Source organism: Aeromicrobium sp. (assembly GCF_036675695.1).
GTDB lineage: Bacteria > Actinomycetota > Actinomycetes > Propionibacteriales > Nocardioidaceae > Aeromicrobium.
In genome coordinates this window covers 1-16,509 of record NZ_JAKFEL010000031.1, presented here as the reverse complement: position 1 = coordinate 16,509, position 16,509 = coordinate 1, and the positions used below count along the sequence as shown (strand labels likewise).

The window sequence follows — 16,509 nt, the reverse complement described above, 5'->3', positions numbered from 1 at the left end:
CAGCGACGAGGACGAGGCGGTGCGCTGGGCCAACGGTGTCGAGTACGGGTTGTCGTCGTCGGTGTGGACCAAGGACCATGGCCGCGCGATGCGGATGGCCAAGCGGCTCGACTTCGGCTGCGTCTGGATCAACACCCACATCCCTATCGTCGCCGAGATGCCGCACGGTGGCTTCAAGCACTCGGGCTATGGCAAGGACCTCTCGATGTACGGACTCGAGGACTACACCCGCATCAAGCACGTCATGACCAACCTGGACGCCTGACGCCCGATGGATCACTACGACACCATCGTCGTCGGTGCGGGAGTCGCCGGACTCACGGCTGCCCGTCTCCTTTCGCGGGCCGGCCGACAAGTCGTCGTCCTCGAGGCCCGCGACCGGGTGGGTGGCAGGGTCTGGACCGACCGCTCGGATGGGCACGTGATGGATCGGGGCGCGTCGTGGATCCATGGAATCGATGACAGCCCGGTCGCAGCAGCAGCGGTGGCATTCGGTATGCCCATGCACGAGTACACGGTCGGCAGCTACCAGCCGGACGGGCGTCCCATCGCCTATTTCGGTCCGGGAGCGGAGCGGCTTTCAGACATCGACGCGAAGCGCTTCGCAGATGACATCCACGCTGTCGACGCTGCGCTGGTGGGCCTGATCGCCTCGTCGGAACCCGATGCCTCCTACTCCAAGATGACCGAGTCTGCTCTCGCATCACTCGGCTGGGAGGGCGAGCGAGCCGATCGAGTGCGCGAGTTCCTCAGTCATCGGACTGAAGAGCAGCTTGGTGCATGGATCGAGGACCTCGCCGCGCACGGGCTCGACAACGACGAGATCGATGGCGACGAGGTGGTGTTTCCCGACGGCTACGACCGCCTGCCCGCGCATCTGGCGAAGGGGCTCGACGTCCGCCTCGATCACGTCGTCTCGCAGGTGACCTGGTCAGCCGACGGTGTGACAGTCACGGTCAACGGAGACACGTTCTCGGCGGGCACGGCCGTCGTCACGGTGCCAGTGGGTGTCCTGAAGGGCGACGACTTCGTCATCGAGCCGCCGCTGCCTGAGCCCAATGCGAGCGCGTTGGATCGCCTGGAGATGAACGCCTTCGAGAAGGTCTTCCTTCGCTTCGCGACGAAGTTCTGGGATGACGACGTCTATGCGATCCGTCAGCAAGGGCCGGAGGGTGAGTGGTGGCATTCCTGGTACGACCTCACGGCAGTCGACGGAACGCCGACGCTGCTCACCTTCGCGGCTGGACCTGCGGCCAAGGCGACGCGGCGCTGGGACGATGCGCGGATCGCCGAGTCTGTTCTCGCCCAGTTGAGGCGGCTGTACGGCGATCGGGTCGAGGAACCAACGGATGTGCACGTCACTGCCTGGCAGGATGATCCGTTTGCTCGCGGCTCATTCGCCTACATGAAGGTGGGCGCGACGACGGCGGACCACGACGACCTCGCAACGCCGGTCGGTGGCGTCCTGCATGTCGCCGGCGAGGCCACCTGGACGGATGACCCGGCCACGGTGCCGGCTGCGATGTGCGCAGGGCATCGGGCTGCGGTCAACGTCCTGGGTCGAGCCATCCCCATCGAGGATGTCTGGGCCGGCCCCGACCTCAGTCCAGCTTGATGGCCTGCAGCGTGTAGGTATGGGGGAGTCGATGCGGTCGATTGCGAAGTCTCCACTCGCCATTCGGGAGCAGTTCCATCTGACCAGCGATCGCTTCCCAGGGCACGCTGTCGTGCTCGACGAACCCGGTGATCGTCAGGCCGGCCTCGAGCAGCGCGGTGATGATCTCGCCGATGCCGTGGTTCCACTCGTGCGTCACGGTGTGCTCGAACTCGGTGTCGGTCTCGACGTATGTGCCCGGCTCGTCCCAGACCGTCGGCTCCTCCTGCTCGAAGTACGGATGCTCGATCGCGAGCACGCCGTCGGTGCGGTCGCCCAGTGACCAGAGGACGGGATGCCCTTCGCGAATGAACAGTCGACCGCCGGGGGAGAGGAGGGTCGCGACGACGGCGGCCCAGCGCTCGATGTCAGGCAGCCAGCCGATTGCGCCGATGCCCGTGAACACCAGATCGAACGAATGGGCTGGCAGGAAGTTGGTCGCCTCGTAGAGCTCTGCCTCGACGAACTCGACGTCATGGCCGAGCTGCTCGTTGAGTCGCCGCGCCTCGGCGATCGCGGCCGGGCTGAAGTCGAGTCCCGTCATCTGCGCGCCCAGGCGGGCGAGCGAGATGGTGTCGGTGCCGATGTGGCACTGCAGATGCGCCCCGCGCAGCCCTTCGACGGAGCCAAGCAGGGGCAGGTCGAAGCGGACCACGTCGGAGATGTACTCAGGGTCCGCTCGGAACTTGTTCACGGCATAGCCGGGGGAGTCGACGTGGGCTGGTGCGCGCTCGTCCCAGTTGGCGCGGTTTATGTCGCGATAGTCATCCGGCATGCGCAGAAATGTAGCGGCTGTCAGAGCAGTCCGGCGTCATGCATGCAAATTGCAACTTGCACGCGATTGGTCACGTCGAGCTTGGTGAAGATGTGCGAGATGTGCGCCTTCACGGTGGCAATGCTCATGTGCAGGTCAGCAGCGATTTCGGCGTTCGAAGAGCCCCGACCCACAGCGACGGCGACTTCGCGCTCTCGGGCAGTCAGGCTGTCGGCCAGGGCCAAGGCTTCATCGCTTCGTTCGTCGGGCGCAGCCTCCGTGACCTGGCGGATGAGCTGCGCTGTGATGGTCGGAGACAGCATCGGCTCGCCACCCACGACTTTGCCGATTGCCGCGACGATGTCCGCTGGCGGGGTGTCCTTGAGCAGGAATCCGTGAGCACCGGCAGCCAGCGCTCGTACGACGTACTCGTCGGCATCGAATGTTGTCAGCACGATCACCTTGGGAGCATCGGGCAGCTCGAGCAGGGCACTGGTCGCGGTGATGCCATCCATGATGGGCATGCGGATGTCCATCAGCACGAGGTCGACCCCGCCCGCCCGGACGATCTTCACGGCTTCGGCGCCGTTGACCGCTTCGCCGACGATGGTGATGTCGGGAGAACCGCCGAGGATCAACGACAGCCCAGCCCTGACCAGTGGATCGTCGTCCGTCAACAGAACCCGTGTGCTCATGCCGGCCACGGTAGCCACGTCGTGAGCACGAACTCGTGCTCGGGCGTCACGCGGTGGGTCATCAGGCCGCCCGCCAGCGCGGTGCGCTCGGCCAGACCGATCAGCCCGAGACCCGACTCAGGTTCGCCTGACAGCTTGGAGCCGATGGGCAGCGGATTGCGCACCTCCGCTTTCAGTCCGTCTCCGGGACCGCCCTCGAGGCTGACGTTGACCGACGTGTTGGGCGCGTGCTTTCGGGCATTCGTCAGACCCTCCTGGATAACGCGATACGCGGTACGGCCGAGCGTCTCGGGGACGGCGTCGAGGTCGATGAGCTGCGCCTCGACCCGCATACCGGCCCGCCTTGCCTCGTCGAGGAGGGCGGGCAGGTCGGTGGCAGACGGCTGGGGGAGTTCCGGTGCAGAGTCACCTGGGCCGTCGCGAAGCAAGCCCAACACCTCGCGAAGCTCGACCATCGCCTGGTGTGAATTGTCTTGGATGACTTCCGCAGTCGCGCGCATCTCGTCTGCGCTGAGATCCGTTCGGTACGTCAGTGCGCCCGCGTGCATCGTCACCAGCGAGATGCGATGCGCCAGGACGTCGTGCATCTCGCGCGCGATCTGTGCGCGTTCAGCGGCGCGAGCCTGTGCCACCCGTGCCGCCTGGACAGCCTCGTTCGTGGTGGCTCGTTCGTGCAGTGTCGCTATCAGCTCGCGCCGCGAACCGATGTACATGCCCCAGCCGACCGTGACGGCGATGATGGCCACGATGAACGGAATGGTGAACGCGTAGGGCTCGTTGCCTACCGGGTTGAATCCCTCTAGGACGATGCCGGCGGTCAGCGACAGGAGTCCGACCGGGATGATTTCCCGCCAGCGTCGCCGCGTCGCCATGGAGACCAGAGCAAGCGTCGCTGGGCCGGCCGATGTCCACGACATGAACGACAGGGCGTTGACGACCAGCGCGATCTGCACGGGGAAGACCCGGCGCCAGGCGACGAGCACGAAGCCGAGGAGACCGAGGGAGAGGTCGGTCCAGAACCACCATCGATGGTTGTCCCACTGCCAGGAAACCACCTCGAACCAGGCGAGACCAGAGATCGTCAGCATGAGCGCGTAGCGCCAGGCATGGCTCCACCAACCGAGCGCGGGTTGGTATTCGGCTGCCTTCACCCCACAAGGCTAGGGGTCGCGCAACATTCGGCGCGTCGCCCAACCGGCTCGGGCGACTCATACTTTCGGCTCGCGATTGTCGCCCTCCGACCGATGCCGGCGTCGTGGACGCTCGGGCAGACTGATCGGCATGATCAAAGTTGAGAATCTCTCAAAGATGTACGGCGGCTTCAAAGCCGTCGATGACGTCTCCTTCGAGTGCCGACCAGGAACCGTCACCGGATTCCTCGGCCCCAACGGCGCCGGCAAGTCCACGACCATGCGCATCTTGGCGGGACTAACCATTGCAACGTCGGGTGACGCTGTAGTTGGTGGTGTCCACTACCGAGACATCCCCAACCCGGGCACCCAGGTGGGTGTGCTGCTCGACGCTTCCGCACAGCACGCAGGTCGGACGGGCCGAGAAGTTCTGACCCTCAGCGCGATAACGATGGGCCTGCCGCTGACTCGCGTCGACGAGATGCTCAAGCTGGTGAGCCTCACGCCCGAGGAGTCGAAGCGCCGCGTTAGGAACTACTCGCTCGGCATGCGTCAGCGTCTTGGCATTGCGAACTCTTTGCTGGGCGATCCGAAGATCTTGATTCTTGACGAGCCTGCCAACGGCCTCGACCCCGCAGGCATCCATTGGATGCGCAGCCTCCTGCGTGAGTACGCAAACCGTGGCGGCACAGTCCTCCTCTCGTCGCACCTCCTGCACGAGATCGAGGTCATTGCCGACGAGATCATCGTCATCGGCCACGGCAAGATCGTCGCTCAGGGCACCAAGGCCGAGCTGCTCCACACCGCGGGAACTTTCGTCAAGGCGGGAGACCATTCTGCTCTCGCGAATGCGTTGACCTCTGCAGGAATCGCGACTCTTCCATCTGGCGACGGAGGTCTGCGGTCCGAGGCCACTCCGGAGGAGGTCGGCCGAGCGGCTGCCGCGGCGGGTGTTGCACTCATCGAACTGCGTCCGGCCGAGGGCGCTGGCCTCGAGGAGATGTTCCTTGAGCTCACCGGTGACACTCAGCGCGAAGCCCAGACCATTGAAGGAGTCACGGCATGAGTACTGCAACCGTGGAAAAGATTGACACTGACAAGCCCGATGTTCCGTTCTTCCGTCTGGTCCGGGTCGAAGTTCGCAAGATGTTCGACACCCGAGCCAGCATGTGGCTGATGATCTCGACGGGAATACTCATCGGCCTGGCGGTTGCCATCAGCCTCTTGATCGTCGGCTTGAACGACAACGTGGCTATCACCGCGAACGGCTTCTCGCAGATCATGTCGTTCCCGCTCTCGTTGCTGCTTCCTGTGTTCGCGATCGTGACGATCACGGGGGAATGGGGTCAGCGGAGCCACCTATCGCTTTTCACCCTCGAACCGCGTCGCAGCCGGATCATCGGCGCGAAACTTGTCAGTGTTCTGACTCTCGCGATCGGCACGATCGTTCTCGCCGTCGCCCTCGGCGCCGTAGCCAACGTCGCTGGTGCCGCGGTCGGTGGCTATGACGCTAGGTGGAACTTCGGGATGTCTGACATCTTGTGGCTCGTAGGCCTGCAGATCGCGTACTTCCTGATGGCCTTTGCGCTCTCGATGCTGTTCCTCAATTCGGCCGCAACGATCACAGTGTTTTACATATTCGCGCTGTTTCTGCCGCTTGCCGTATACCCGCCCCTGTACTTCAGCTTCGGCTGGGCACAGGACTTCATCCCGTGGATCGACTTCAACTACGCGGCGGCTCCACTTGCCTCCGGTGAAGACTTCAACGGCGACGTGGTCAGTGTCGGAACGATCGACTATGTGCGATTCATGTTCGCGCTCGTTCTCTGGATCGGCATCCCAGGAATCATCGGGCTGCGTCGAGTTCTCAAGACAGAGGTCAAGTAGCAACGGACTCCCGGGGCGGGGGGACAGGGCAGTGGGACTACCGCCTGCCTCGTCCCGGGGCTACACACGATGGCGGCACCCTCGGGGGGTGTCGCCATCGCTTTGTCCGGGCGAATAGGCCGAAGGTCTGTCTGTGCGAGAGAATGGCCGCATGCGCAAGCGTGTCGCCATTCTCGGATCGACGGGCTCGATCGGCACGCAGGCCCTCGAGCTGATTGCGGCCAACCCCGAACGCTTCGAGGTCGTGGCCCTTGCGGCCGGTGGCGGCAACCCCGCACTCCTCGCGCAACAGGCGATCCAGTTCCGGGTTCCGCTCGTTGCCGTGGCCAAGGCGAGCGCTGCCGAGGACGTACAGCTCTCTCTGTACGCCGAGGCCCAGAAGCATGGGTACGAGAACGGCGACCACCGGGTGCCGCGACTGCTTGCCGGCCCCGAGGCCGCGAGCGAAGTGGCGCGCGTCGACTGCGATGTCGTGCTCAACGGCATGACCGGATCCGTCGGCCTTCTACCGACGCTTGCGGCGCTCGAGGCGGGGAGGACCCTCGCGTTGGCCAACAAGGAGTCGCTGATCATCGGCGGTGAGCTGGTGACCGGAGCGGCCAAGCCAGGTCAGCTCGTCCCCGTCGATTCCGAACACTCGGCGCTGGCGCAGGCGATGCGCGGCGAACGCCGCGAGGACGTACAACGCCTGATCGTCACCGCCAGCGGTGGACCGTTTCGTGGTCGCACCCGCGCGGAACTCGCCGACGTCACCCCCGAGCAGGCCATGGCTCACCCGACCTGGGACATGGGTCCAGTCATCACGATCAACTCGGCAACGCTGGTCAACAAGGGTCTTGAGGTGATCGAGGCCAACCTGCTGTTCGACATCGGCTATGACCGCATCGTTGTCGTCGTACATCCGTCGTCGATCGTGCACTCGATGGTCGAGTTCACAGATGGTTCGACGATGGTGCAAGCCTCGCCACCTGACATGAAGCTGCCGATCGCACTCGGTCTCAATTGGCCTGATCGCGTACCCGGGTCAGCGGCAGCGTGCGACTGGACCAACCCCGCGACGTGGGAGTTCTTCCCACTCGACAACGAGGCCTTCCCGGCGGTGACTTTGGCTCGGAAGGCGGGGGAGTTCGGTCGGACAGGCCCCGCCGTCTTCAACGCCGCCAACGAGGTGTGCGTCGACGCGTTCGTCGCAGGACATTTGGACTTCCTCGGCATTGTTGACACGGTGGGCGCGGTCCTCGACGAGCACCTCGGCGATCCGGACGTCGCCCGTCAGGCCGTGACCCTCGATGGCGTTCTCGGCGCCGACACATGGGCCCGGACCCGGGCCGCCCAACTGGTGGAGCAACGATGAACAGCCTGATCTACACGCTCGGCGTGGTGGTCTTCGTGATCGGTGTCGTTCTGTCGATCGCGCTGCACGAGCTCGGCCACATGTATCCCGCCAAGAAGTTCGGGATCAAGGTCACGCAGTTCTTCGTCGGCTTTGGCAACACCGTCTGGTCGACCAAGCGCGGTGAGACGGAGTACGGCTTCAAGTCGATCCCGCTCGGCGGCTACGTCAAGCTCGTCGGCATGCTTCCGCCTGCCAAGGACGCCGACCCGCACGAGGTGCGTGAGACCAACACTGGCCTGTTCACTCAGCTGGTTTCTGATGCCCGCAACGCCGAGTACGAGCACGTCGATGACAAGGACCTCGACCGACTCTTCTATCGCAAGCCGTGGTGGCAGAAGCTGATCGTGATGGCGGGCGGCCCGACGGTCAACATCATCATCGCGGTCTTCCTGTTCTCCGTTGTCTTCATGGGCTTTGGTGCATTGAAGCCGACGACCACCGTTGCCACGGTGTCGGACTGTGCGATCAGCGCTGCCGAGAAGGGGCGTGCCTGCACAGCCGATGACCCGATTGCTCCGGCACGCCAGGCAGGTCTGGAGCCAGGTGACCGCATCGTTTCGTTCAACGGGACCAAGATCGACGAGTGGGATCAGCTCACTGCGTTGATCCGCGCCAATGGCAACGACGAAGCGACAATTGAGTACGAGCGTGGCGATACCACCAACTCGGTGACCGTCGAGACATCCGTGCTTGCGCGACTCGACATCGACGACCCGACCAAGACCGTCAACGTCGGATTCCTCGGTGTCGGCCCGACTGAATCGATGCAGCGCCAAGGCCCCGTCTACGTCGCAGACGTGATGGGGAAGTACGTCACGGAGACGGCATCGGCGATCATCCACCTGCCCGAACGCATGGTCGGCGTGGTCAAGGCCGCCTTCGGTGGCGAGCGTGAGGTCGATGGCCCAATCAGCGTCGTCGGCGCGAGCCGCGTGGCCGGCGACCTCGTCACAGTCGACGATCCAACCTGGGCCGAACGAGCGCAGCGACTGCTCGTCCTGCTTGCTGGCCTGAACCTCTTTCTTGCGATGTTCAACTTCATCCCGCTACTGCCGCTTGATGGCGGACACATCGCCGGGGCGCTGTGGGAAGCCATCCGCCGACCCCTCGCCAAGCTGCGGGGCCGACCGGATCCGGGCTACGTCGACGTCGCCAAGATGTTGCCGGTCGCCTATGGCGTGGGCGCGCTCCTTATGCTGATGAGTGTGATCCTGATTTACGCTGACATCGTCAACCCGGTGAAACTGACATGAGCACCCCACGAAACTGCTCGCCCCGTCACTTTGCTTGCGAATCCAGCGCTAATTTGGGCTCGCACTTTCGCGGGGACCCCGCATGACAGATCTTGGCCTGCCGGCGATGCCGCCTCCGGTGCTCACTCCCCGGCGCAAGACCCGCAAGATCAAGGTCGGTTCGATCGACGTAGGCGGCGACGCTCCCGTGTCGGTCCAGTCGATGACAACGACCCTGACGTCCGACGTCAACACGACGCTTCAGCAGATCGCCGAGCTCACTGCCGCTGGCTGCGACATCGTACGAGTCGCCTGCCCGAGCCAGGATGATGCCGACGCGCTTGCCGAGATCGCCCAGCACTCCAACATTCCCGTCATTGCCGACATCCACTTCCAGCCAAAGTATGTGTTCGCCGCGATCGACGCCGGCTGCGCCGCTGTACGCGTCAACCCCGGCAACATCCGCAAGTTCGACGACCAGGTCGGGGCGATCGCCAAGGCTGCGAAGGATGCCGGAGTCTCCATCCGCATCGGCGTCAACGCTGGGTCACTCGACAAGCGCATCTTCGAGAAGTACGGCAAGGCAACGCCCGAGGCGCTCGTTGAGTCGGCCGTCTGGGAGGCGTCGCTGTTCGAGGAGCATGACTTCCACGACTTCAAGATCTCGGTCAAGCACAACGACCCGGTCGTGATGGTGCAGGCGTACGAAATGCTTTCCGAGCGCGGCGACTGGCCGCTCCACCTCGGCGTGACCGAAGCCGGTCCGGCGTTCCAGGGCACGATCAAGAGCTCGGTCGCCTTCGGCTCACTGCTCAGCAAGGGCATTGGCGACACGATCCGCGTCTCCCTCTCGGCTCCGCCCGTCGAAGAGGTCAAGGTCGGAATCCAGATCCTGCAATCGCTCAACCTGCGCGAGCGCAAGCTCGAGATCGTGTCGTGCCCCTCGTGCGGTCGCGCCCAGGTCGACGTCTACACACTCGCTGAGCAGGTCACGGCCGGTCTGGAGGGCCTTGAAGTCCCGCTGCGCGTCGCGGTCATGGGTTGCGTCGTCAACGGTCCGGGCGAAGCGCGCGAGGCCGACCTCGGCGTCGCATCCGGCAACGGCAAGGGTCAGATCTTCGTCAAGGGCGAGGTCATCAAGACTGTTCCCGAGTCCAAGATCGTCGAGACCTTGATCGAAGAGGCCATGCGTCTCGCCGAGGGCATGGAGCCTGTCGAAGGCGCTGGCGCGGCCGTCTCCGTCAGCTGAGACCTTCGACAAGTAGGCTGAAAGCACTTCACCCCGGAGGCAGCCGTGCTCGAGACCACAACGCAGGTGCGCGCGTTGACGGCCGCCGACGTGCCTGTCCTCCGCGAGCTCCTCGACCGCGATCGACTGGTCAACCTGTTCGTACGTGGCCGCGTCGATGCGAGCCGTTTGCAGACCCGATGGCTGGGCGGTGAGATCTGGGGCTACTTCGAGGACGAGGAACTTGTCTCGGCCTGCCACGCCGGCGCCAACATCGTCCCGGTCCAGGCCACGCCAAGGGCGATCGAGGCCTTTGCTGATCGCGCGCTTCGCGAGAGCCTGCGCCCGTCGTCGATCGTCGGACCTCGTTCCGCCGTTGAGCCGATGTGGGAGATCCTCGAACCGCATTGGGGCCCAGCCCGTTCACCGCGCCTCGACCAGCCCTTCATGGTGCTCGAGCACGATCCGGACATCCGTCCTGACCCACGGGTGCGACCTGTGGCGATCGACGAGTTCGACCTGGTCTATCCGTCATGTGTCGCGATGTTCACCGAGGAAGTCGGTGTGGATCCCGAGCTTGGCAACCGCAACGGCTACCGGGCCCGCGTTGCCCAGCTCATCACCCAAGGCTGGGCGTTCGCGATCATCGAGGACGGCGACGTGCTGTTCAAGACCGAGGTCGGCGCGGCAACCTCGTACGCCTGTCAGCTTCAGGGTGTCTATGTGCGCCCTGACCTGCGGGGACAGGGCATTGCAGCGGCGGCCGTTGCGGCTGTTGTGGAGCAGGTACGCGCGTCTGTGGCCCCTTCGGTGACGCTCTACGTCAACGGCCACAACATCCCGGCTCGGCGTGCATACGAGCGCGTTGGCTTCAAGCACACCGAGACGTTCGCCTCGATCCTTTTCTGATCTGGCCTAGGGTCGTGGCATGAGTCGTGACGTCAAGGCCCTCGCCATCGGATTCGCCGCATCGGGTGTTCTTCACCTGGTGAAGCCTGATCCGTACGTCGCGATCGTCCCGAAGCCACTCCCGTTCAAGAAGGAGCTCGTGCTCGGCTCAGGAGTCCTCGAGATCGCCCTCGGCGCGATGATGCTGCATCCGCGCACCCGACGGCTCGGTGGCCGCGCTTCGGTGGGCTTGCTGGCCGCAGTGTTCCCGGCCAACGTGCAGATGGCCATGGACGTCGTGCGCGATGAGAAGGCACCCACGTGGGGGAAGGCCGCTGCGATCGGTCGACTGCCGTTGCAGCTCCCAATGATCCGCATCGCCCGGAAGGCCGCACGCGGCTGAGTCCAGGCACCACCCGGGCCGATAGGCTCGACCCATGCGTATGAGTCGGATGTTCCTGCGAACCCTGCGAGACGATCCGGCCGACGCCGAGGTCCCAAGCCACCGCCTGTTGGTGCGCGCCGGATACGTACGCCGTGTGGCACCCGGCATCTACTCCTGGCTGCCCTTGGGCCTGAAGGTGCTGGCCAAGGTCGAGCGCATCATCCGCGAGGAGATGGAGTCGATCGGTTCCCAAGAGGTGCGCTTCCCGGCACTGCTGCCGCGCGAACCGTATGAGGTCTCGGGCCGATGGACCGACTACGGCCCCAACGTGTTTCGCCTCAAGGACCGCAAGGGCAACGACATGATGCTCGGTCCGACGCACGAGGAGTTCTTCACGCTGCTGGTCAAGGACCTCTACTCGTCCTACAAGGACCTGCCGCTGAGCCTCTATCAGATCCAGACGAAGTACCGCGACGAAGCGCGACCCCGCGCGGGCATCCTGCGCGGGCGTGAGTTCATCATGAAGGACTCCTATTCGTTCGACATCGACGATGCCGGGCTCGACGCGTCCTACCAGGCGCACCGCGAGGCGTACGTACGCATCTTCGAGCGCCTCGGCTTCGAGTACGTCATCGTCAAGGCCACGTCCGGCGCCATGGGCGGCTCGGCCAGCGAAGAGTTCCTCGCGGTCTCGGAGACGGGTGAGGACACGTTCGTACGCTCACCCGGCGGCTACGCCGCCAACGTCGAGGCCGTCACGACGGTCGCGCCTGACGCGATCCCGTACGACACCGCGCCTGCCGCGCACGCCGAGCAGACGCCGGACACCCCCACGATCGAGACGCTCGTGGACCACCTCAACGAGAAGTTCCCGCGCGACGATCGTCCCTGGGCGGCCAGCGACACGCTCAAGAACGTGCTGGTGATCCTGCGGCACCCCGACGGCACCCGCGAGCCCGTCGCGATCGGCCTGCCCGGCGATCGCGAGGTTGACGCCAAACGGCTCGAGGCGCAGGTCGCTCCGGCGGAGATCGAGGCGTTCGAGGAGAAGGACTTCAAGGCCAATCCCGGACTGGTCAAGGGCTACATCGGCCCAGCTGCGCTCGGAACCGAGAGCAGCACCGGCATCCGTTACCTCACCGATCCGCGCGTCGCCGAGGGCACCCGCTGGGTCACCGGCGCCAATGTGCAGGGCTCACACGTGATCGATCTGGTCGCGGGCCGCGACTTCACCGCCGACGGCACGATCGAGGCTGCCGAGGTGCGCGCCGGCGACGAGGCGCCCGACGGCTCGGGTCCGCTCGAGCTCGCACGGGGTATCGAGATGGGTCACATCTTCCAGCTCGGACGCCTGTATGCAGAGGCGCTCGACCTCAAGGTGCTCGACGAGAACGGCAAGCTCGTCACAGTCACGATGGGCTCGTACGGCGTGGGCGTCTCACGCGCCGTCGCAGCAGTCGCTGAGTACGCGCACGACGAGCTCGGCCTGGTCTGGCCGCGCGAGCTCGCGCCATTCGACGTGCACCTCGTTGCTGCAGGCAAGGACGAAGCCGTGCTTGCTGCCGCCGAAGGTGTGTACGACGAGCTCATCGGCGCAGGACTCGAGGTGTTGTACGACGACCGCGTGGGCAAGGTGTCTCCCGGCGTGAAGTTCAAGGACGCCGAGTTGATCGGCGTGCCTACGATCGTGGTTGTCGGCAAGGGCATTGCCGATGGAGTTGTCGAGGTCAAGGATCGCGCGACGGGAGAGCGCAACGACGTGCCTCTCGCTGATCTCGTCCACGCAGTTTCTAGCAGGGAGTAGCCGTGGGTCGGATCAGGTCAGCCGCAGTACGTCGTCTCGGCGGGACAGTTCCGACAGCAGCGAAGGCAAAGCCTGCCGCTCCGGCTGGTGAGCCCAAGAAGGAACCGAAGCTGGTTCGCGTCCTGCGCGCGCGATACGAACGAATGCAGGCCGACTACAACGGCGTGCTCAGCATCCTGGCCGGGAATACCGAGCTTTCACCCGAGGTAGGCCGCGTCCTGCTGTACGTCGTGTCCAACAGGTTGACCATGATCCGGGTTCCGGAGCTGGTCGAGATGTGTGCGGTCGTGACAGACCTCCAGGCACGCGGCATCGAGGGGTCGTTCCTGGAGACCGGAACGGCCAAAGGCGGTTCGGCGATTCTGTTGACCGCGCTGAAGGAGCCCGATCGCGAGCTGTCGGTCTACGACGTGTTCGGTCAGATTCCGCCGCCTTCTGAACAGGACGGCAAGGACGTCCACAAGCGCTACGCCGCGATTGTCAGTGGCGAGGCCGTCGGGCCAGGCGGCAGTGAGTACTACGGCTACGAAGAGGATCTCCTGGGCAAGGTTTCGGCAGCGTTCTCGTCTGCTGGCTACCCGGTGGACGACAACCGGGTGCAGTTGGTTCAAGGTCTCTTCGAGGACACGTTGCATCCGGATGGCCCGATCGCACTCGCTCACCTCGACGGCGACTGGTACGAGTCGACCATGGTGTCGCTGCAGCGGGTGGTCCCGCACCTCAGCGTCGGTGGCGTCCTGATCATCGACGACTACCGCTCGTGGTCAGGCTGCGCGAAGGCCGTTGACGAGTTCTTCGCCGATCGTACGGATTTCGAGCGCATTGACGATGGCGCTCGTTTGCGCCTCGTCCGCCGGTCTCAAGGCTGAGACGGCAATCCGGGGAACGCGCGCGGGCGGCCGCCCCACGTCAGTTCGGCCTCGGCGGCGCGTCGCAAGCGTGTGATGGCGTACTTCTGATCGTCCTGGTCTGACGTCTCGCCAGCGAATGTCAGGCACGCCGCCGCGACAGCCTGCTCAAGGCGGCGTGCCAAGCGGGTCGCCTGCTCGGGAGTGCGCATCGATCCGACGGCATACGACAACTTCGCAGGTACTGGTTCGACATCGAGCACCTGCAGTCGGTTCAGCAGGTGGTCGCGAGTACGGAGATGTGCATCGTGGGACGCGCGCGCCCGTTCGGTGAGCTGGTCGAGTCGCGCTCCGATCACGGGATAGAGCCACACCGCCTCGTGCTCGACCGCGAGCCAGCCCTGCAATGCCTCGGTCGCCGTCATCGCACGTCCTTTATCGCGTCGGCGCACTGGAACAGCCCGGCCGACATCGAGGCCAGCACACGGACCAGGGCGGGGGAGACTGCCTCGACCGCATCGGTGGCTCTCGCACGAGCGGCCTTTGCGTATGCGGAGGTCAGCGCACGGATCGCTGTGGCTGGATCGGTCGATGGGATGGCGACATCCGGCACGCTGCCGGCCACGCCGACCGCGGTGGCGTGCGACGTGCTGATGGAGACGTAGCGGTCGAGCCGCAGGGTGGGGTGCGCACCAGCTGTTGCCTCGACCATGGCGAGAAGGGTGTTCTGGTCGGCCGCCACCCGCGCCAGCAGCCTGGAGTCCGAGGGATCAGGCTCGGGGTGAGGCTTGATGCCGACACTACGAGCGATGTCGTCGAGGCGGTGAGTGAGGGCTGCGCCGCCCAGTGCGGCAGCGGCGGCGGTGGTGGCCGCTCCTGTGCCGAGGAGGGCGCGGCGGCTGATCACCTCGGCAGGCTATCTGACGGTGCCGAGTCGGGCCTGCGTCGATACGGTTCTTACGTCCCTCCAGGTTCGATAGGGTGGGACCACACTGCATCGCGGGACGGCAGAATCTGCCGACAACAGAACAGAGGAGGACGAGCCAATGACTGACAGGCTTGAGACCCTCGTGAACGACTGTGTGTCCGCACTCGGCATGGATGTGGAAGCCGTAGAGCTCAGCGAAGGTGGCCGACGCAAGGTCCTCCGCATCGCGCTGGACGTCGACGGCGGAATCGGCATCGACCACATCACCGACGCCACGCGCGCGCTGTCAGAAGTCCTCGACAGCTCCGACGTGATGGGCGCGGAGCCCTACACACTCGAAGTGACCTCTCGCGGTGTCGAACGCCCGCTCACGCTGCCGCGCCACTGGCGACGCAACGCTGGTCGGCTCGTACGCGTGACGCTTGAGGACGACACGACCCTGGATGGCCGCATCGGAGACAGCGATGCCACCGGAGTCCAGCTGACCACCAAGAAAGACACGACGCGGATCGCATACGACCAGATCGTTACGGCGCTCGTACAGACAGAGCTGAACAGGAAGGACGCCTGATGGACATCGACATGGCAGCCCTGAGAGCACTCGAGCACGAGAAGGACATCTCGTTCGAGGTGGTCGTCGAGGCGATCGAGACGGCACTTCTCTCGGCCTATCACAAGTCGCCGGGCTCCTTCCCCAATGCGCGGGTCGAGCTCAACCGCAAGACCGGGCACGTCATCGTGTGGGCCAAGGAGCGTCTCGAGGACGAGGCACCCACTGAGCCGGTCGACGGCGATGAGCCGGTCGCACGGCCCGAGCCACGATTCACAGAAGAGTTCGAGCACACCCCGGACGACTTCGGCCGTTTCGCCGCGACGATTGCGCGCCAGCTGATCATGCAGCGCATCCGCGATGCCGAGGACGAGGCGAAGTACGGCGAGTTCTCCGGCCGCGTCGGCGACATCGTTTCGGGTGTCATCCAGCAGAGCCGTCCAGGTGACGTTGCCCTCGACCTAGGACGCATTGAGGCAATCCTCGTGGCGTCCGAGCGGGTGCCGGAGGAGAAGTACGCACACGGCGAGCGCCTCAAGGCATATGTCTACGAGGTCGAGAAGGGCCTTCGCGGGCCCAAGGTCAAGGTTTCGCGTACCCACCCCAACCTGGTGAAGCTGATGTTTGCCCTGGAAGCGCCCGAAATCGCCGACGGATCGGTCGAGATCGTTGCGATTGCCCGCGAGGCAGGTCACCGCACCAAGATCGCCGTACGTGCCAATGTGCCCGGAATCAACGCCAAGGGATCCTGCATCGGACCCATGGGCTCGCGAGTTCGCAACGTCATGCACGAGCTGCACGGCGAGAAGATCGACATCGTCGATTACAGCGACGATCCCGCGGAATTCATCGCTCACGCCCTGTCGCCCTCGCAGGTCAAGGGCGTCACGCTGGTTGACCCGACGACACGCTCTGCGCGGGTCGTCGTACCCGATTTCCAGCTGTCGCTCGCGATCGGCAAGGAAGGTCAGAATGCACGGCTCGCCGCCAAGCTGACCGGATGGCGCATCGACATCCGCTCCGACACCGAAGTCCCCGCCACGGGAGACGGCACGGGAACCGATGGCGCAGCCGCCTCGCGAAACGGGTAGACTGACGGAGGTCCTTCGTACGTGCATCGGCTGCCGAGA

At 64.9% G+C, this 16,509-nt stretch carries 18 protein-coding genes; 13 read left to right on the top strand and 5 right to left on the bottom strand.

The genetic code is table 11. The annotated features are described in order from the left end of the window. Nucleotides 1-265: aldehyde dehydrogenase family protein (locus V6M39_RS01795; protein ID WP_332641944.1), on the top strand; the 265-nt coding region annotated here is incomplete at its 5' end. Between the two features lie 6 nt (nt 266-271). Continuing rightward, nucleotides 272-1,615 carry a flavin monoamine oxidase family protein gene (locus V6M39_RS01790; protein ID WP_332641943.1) on the top strand — a complete coding sequence of 448 codons (1,344 nt, stop codon included), beginning with the start codon at nt 272-274 and terminating at the stop codon, nt 1,613-1,615. Here V6M39_RS01790 and V6M39_RS01785 read toward each other — a convergent pair. Genes V6M39_RS01785 through V6M39_RS01775 form a run of 3 tightly spaced genes read right to left on the bottom strand, consistent with a single transcriptional unit; the run spans nt 1,602 to nt 4,254 of the window. Beyond that, entirely contained in the window at nt 1,602-2,429 is an 828-nt protein-coding gene (locus tag V6M39_RS01785) for a class I SAM-dependent methyltransferase (protein WP_332641942.1), read from the bottom strand. The two genes, V6M39_RS01790 and V6M39_RS01785, sit on opposite strands and share 14 nt — an antisense overlap. 20 nt (nt 2,430-2,449) lie before the next feature. Continuing rightward, nucleotides 2,450-3,103 (bottom strand): response regulator transcription factor, encoded by a 654-nt coding sequence (locus tag V6M39_RS01780; protein ID WP_332641941.1) that lies wholly within the window; start codon nt 3,101-3,103, stop codon nt 2,450-2,452. Then, complete coding sequence (locus tag V6M39_RS01775) at nt 3,100-4,254, bottom strand: sensor histidine kinase (protein ID WP_332641940.1); 1,155 nt, start codon at nt 4,252-4,254, stop codon at nt 3,100-3,102. The genes V6M39_RS01780 and V6M39_RS01775 overlap by 4 nt, the downstream gene beginning before the upstream one ends. Before the next feature lie 130 nt (nt 4,255-4,384). Here V6M39_RS01775 and V6M39_RS01770 point away from each other — a divergent pair, with 130 nt between their 5' ends. The 9 genes from V6M39_RS01770 to V6M39_RS01730 all read left to right on the top strand — a co-directional run bounded on the left by V6M39_RS01770 (nt 4,385) and on the right by V6M39_RS01730 (nt 13,922). Beyond that, nucleotides 4,385-5,299 (top strand): ABC transporter ATP-binding protein, encoded by a 915-nt coding sequence (locus V6M39_RS01770; RefSeq protein ID WP_332641939.1) that lies wholly within the window; start codon nt 4,385-4,387, stop codon nt 5,297-5,299. After that, nucleotides 5,296-6,120 (top strand): hypothetical protein, encoded by an 825-nt coding sequence (locus V6M39_RS01765; RefSeq protein WP_332641938.1) that lies wholly within the window; start codon nt 5,296-5,298, stop codon nt 6,118-6,120. Before V6M39_RS01770 ends, V6M39_RS01765 begins: the two co-directional genes overlap by 4 nt. 151 nt (nt 6,121-6,271) lie before the next feature. Further along, the gene (dxr, locus tag V6M39_RS01760; RefSeq protein ID WP_332641937.1) at nt 6,272-7,474 is read left to right on the top strand and encodes a 1-deoxy-D-xylulose-5-phosphate reductoisomerase; all 1,203 of its coding nucleotides are present in this window, start codon (nt 6,272-6,274) and stop codon (nt 7,472-7,474) included. Beyond that, complete coding sequence (locus V6M39_RS01755; RefSeq protein ID WP_332641936.1) at nt 7,471-8,769, top strand: M50 family metallopeptidase; 1,299 nt, start codon at nt 7,471-7,473, stop codon at nt 8,767-8,769. The genes dxr and V6M39_RS01755 overlap by 4 nt, the downstream gene beginning before the upstream one ends. An 82-nt stretch (nt 8,770-8,851) precedes the next feature. Next, nucleotides 8,852-9,997, top strand: a complete 1,146-nt coding sequence (ispG, locus tag V6M39_RS01750) for a flavodoxin-dependent (E)-4-hydroxy-3-methylbut-2-enyl-diphosphate synthase (RefSeq protein WP_332641935.1) — start codon at nt 8,852-8,854, stop codon at nt 9,995-9,997. A gap of 45 nt (nt 9,998-10,042) precedes the next feature. After that, nucleotides 10,043-10,885, top strand: coding sequence for a GNAT family N-acetyltransferase (locus V6M39_RS01745; RefSeq protein WP_332641934.1), 843 nt, complete (start codon nt 10,043-10,045; stop codon nt 10,883-10,885). Nucleotides 10,886-10,904: 19 nt separating this feature from the next. After that, on the top strand, nt 10,905-11,267 hold the full coding sequence (locus tag V6M39_RS01740; protein ID WP_332641933.1) for a DoxX family protein: 363 nt from the start codon (nt 10,905-10,907) through the stop codon (nt 11,265-11,267). Between the two features lie 40 nt (nt 11,268-11,307). After that, on the top strand, nt 11,308-13,053 hold the full coding sequence (locus tag V6M39_RS01735; protein WP_332641946.1) for a proline--tRNA ligase: 1,746 nt from the start codon (nt 11,308-11,310) through the stop codon (nt 13,051-13,053). 2 nt (nt 13,054-13,055) lie between these two features. Beyond that, complete coding sequence (locus V6M39_RS01730; RefSeq protein WP_332641932.1) at nt 13,056-13,922, top strand: TylF/MycF/NovP-related O-methyltransferase; 867 nt, start codon at nt 13,056-13,058, stop codon at nt 13,920-13,922. Here V6M39_RS01730 and V6M39_RS01725 read toward each other — a convergent pair. Both V6M39_RS01725 and V6M39_RS01720 read right to left on the bottom strand, forming a co-directional pair. Further along, complete coding sequence (locus V6M39_RS01725; protein ID WP_332641931.1) at nt 13,913-14,326, bottom strand: DUF4439 domain-containing protein; 414 nt, start codon at nt 14,324-14,326, stop codon at nt 13,913-13,915. The two genes, V6M39_RS01730 and V6M39_RS01725, sit on opposite strands and share 10 nt — an antisense overlap. Continuing rightward, complete coding sequence (locus tag V6M39_RS01720) at nt 14,323-14,808, bottom strand: hypothetical protein (RefSeq protein WP_332641930.1); 486 nt, start codon at nt 14,806-14,808, stop codon at nt 14,323-14,325. The genes V6M39_RS01725 and V6M39_RS01720 overlap by 4 nt, the downstream gene beginning before the upstream one ends. 139 nt (nt 14,809-14,947) lie before the next feature. Here V6M39_RS01720 and rimP point away from each other — a divergent pair, with 139 nt between their 5' ends. Together rimP and nusA are read left to right on the top strand one after the other, a co-directional pair. Next, entirely contained in the window at nt 14,948-15,400 is a 453-nt protein-coding gene (gene rimP, locus V6M39_RS01715; RefSeq protein ID WP_332641929.1) for a ribosome maturation factor RimP, read from the top strand. Continuing rightward, nucleotides 15,400-16,470, top strand: a complete 1,071-nt coding sequence (gene nusA, locus V6M39_RS01710) for a transcription termination factor NusA (RefSeq protein WP_332641928.1) — start codon at nt 15,400-15,402, stop codon at nt 16,468-16,470. The genes rimP and nusA overlap by 1 nt, the downstream gene beginning before the upstream one ends. Nucleotides 16,471-16,509: the final 39 nt, after the last annotated feature.

Bases quoted from the DNA above. Each gene is read 5' to 3' on its own strand.
- V6M39_RS01790 (WP_332641943.1), top strand. From the start codon at position 272: ATGGATCACTACGACACCATCGTCGTCGGTGCGGGAGTCGCCGGACTC.
- V6M39_RS01785 (WP_332641942.1), bottom strand. From the start codon at position 2,429: ATGCCGGATGACTATCGCGACATAAACCGCGCCAACTGGGACGAGCGC.
- V6M39_RS01780 (WP_332641941.1), bottom strand. From the start codon at position 3,103: ATGAGCACACGGGTTCTGTTGACGGACGACGATCCACTGGTCAGGGCT.
- V6M39_RS01770 (WP_332641939.1), top strand. From the start codon at position 4,385: ATGATCAAAGTTGAGAATCTCTCAAAGATGTACGGCGGCTTCAAAGCC.
- V6M39_RS01765 (WP_332641938.1), top strand. From the start codon at position 5,296: ATGAGTACTGCAACCGTGGAAAAGATTGACACTGACAAGCCCGATGTT.
- dxr (WP_332641937.1), top strand. From the start codon at position 6,272: ATGCGCAAGCGTGTCGCCATTCTCGGATCGACGGGCTCGATCGGCACG.
- V6M39_RS01755 (WP_332641936.1), top strand. From the start codon at position 7,471: ATGAACAGCCTGATCTACACGCTCGGCGTGGTGGTCTTCGTGATCGGT.
- ispG (WP_332641935.1), top strand. From the start codon at position 8,852: ATGACAGATCTTGGCCTGCCGGCGATGCCGCCTCCGGTGCTCACTCCC.
- V6M39_RS01740 (WP_332641933.1), top strand. From the start codon at position 10,905: ATGAGTCGTGACGTCAAGGCCCTCGCCATCGGATTCGCCGCATCGGGT.
- V6M39_RS01735 (WP_332641946.1), top strand. From the start codon at position 11,308: ATGAGTCGGATGTTCCTGCGAACCCTGCGAGACGATCCGGCCGACGCC.
- V6M39_RS01725 (WP_332641931.1), bottom strand. From the start codon at position 14,326: ATGACGGCGACCGAGGCATTGCAGGGCTGGCTCGCGGTCGAGCACGAG.
- rimP (WP_332641929.1), top strand. From the start codon at position 14,948: ATGACTGACAGGCTTGAGACCCTCGTGAACGACTGTGTGTCCGCACTC.
- nusA (WP_332641928.1), top strand. From the start codon at position 15,400: ATGGACATCGACATGGCAGCCCTGAGAGCACTCGAGCACGAGAAGGAC.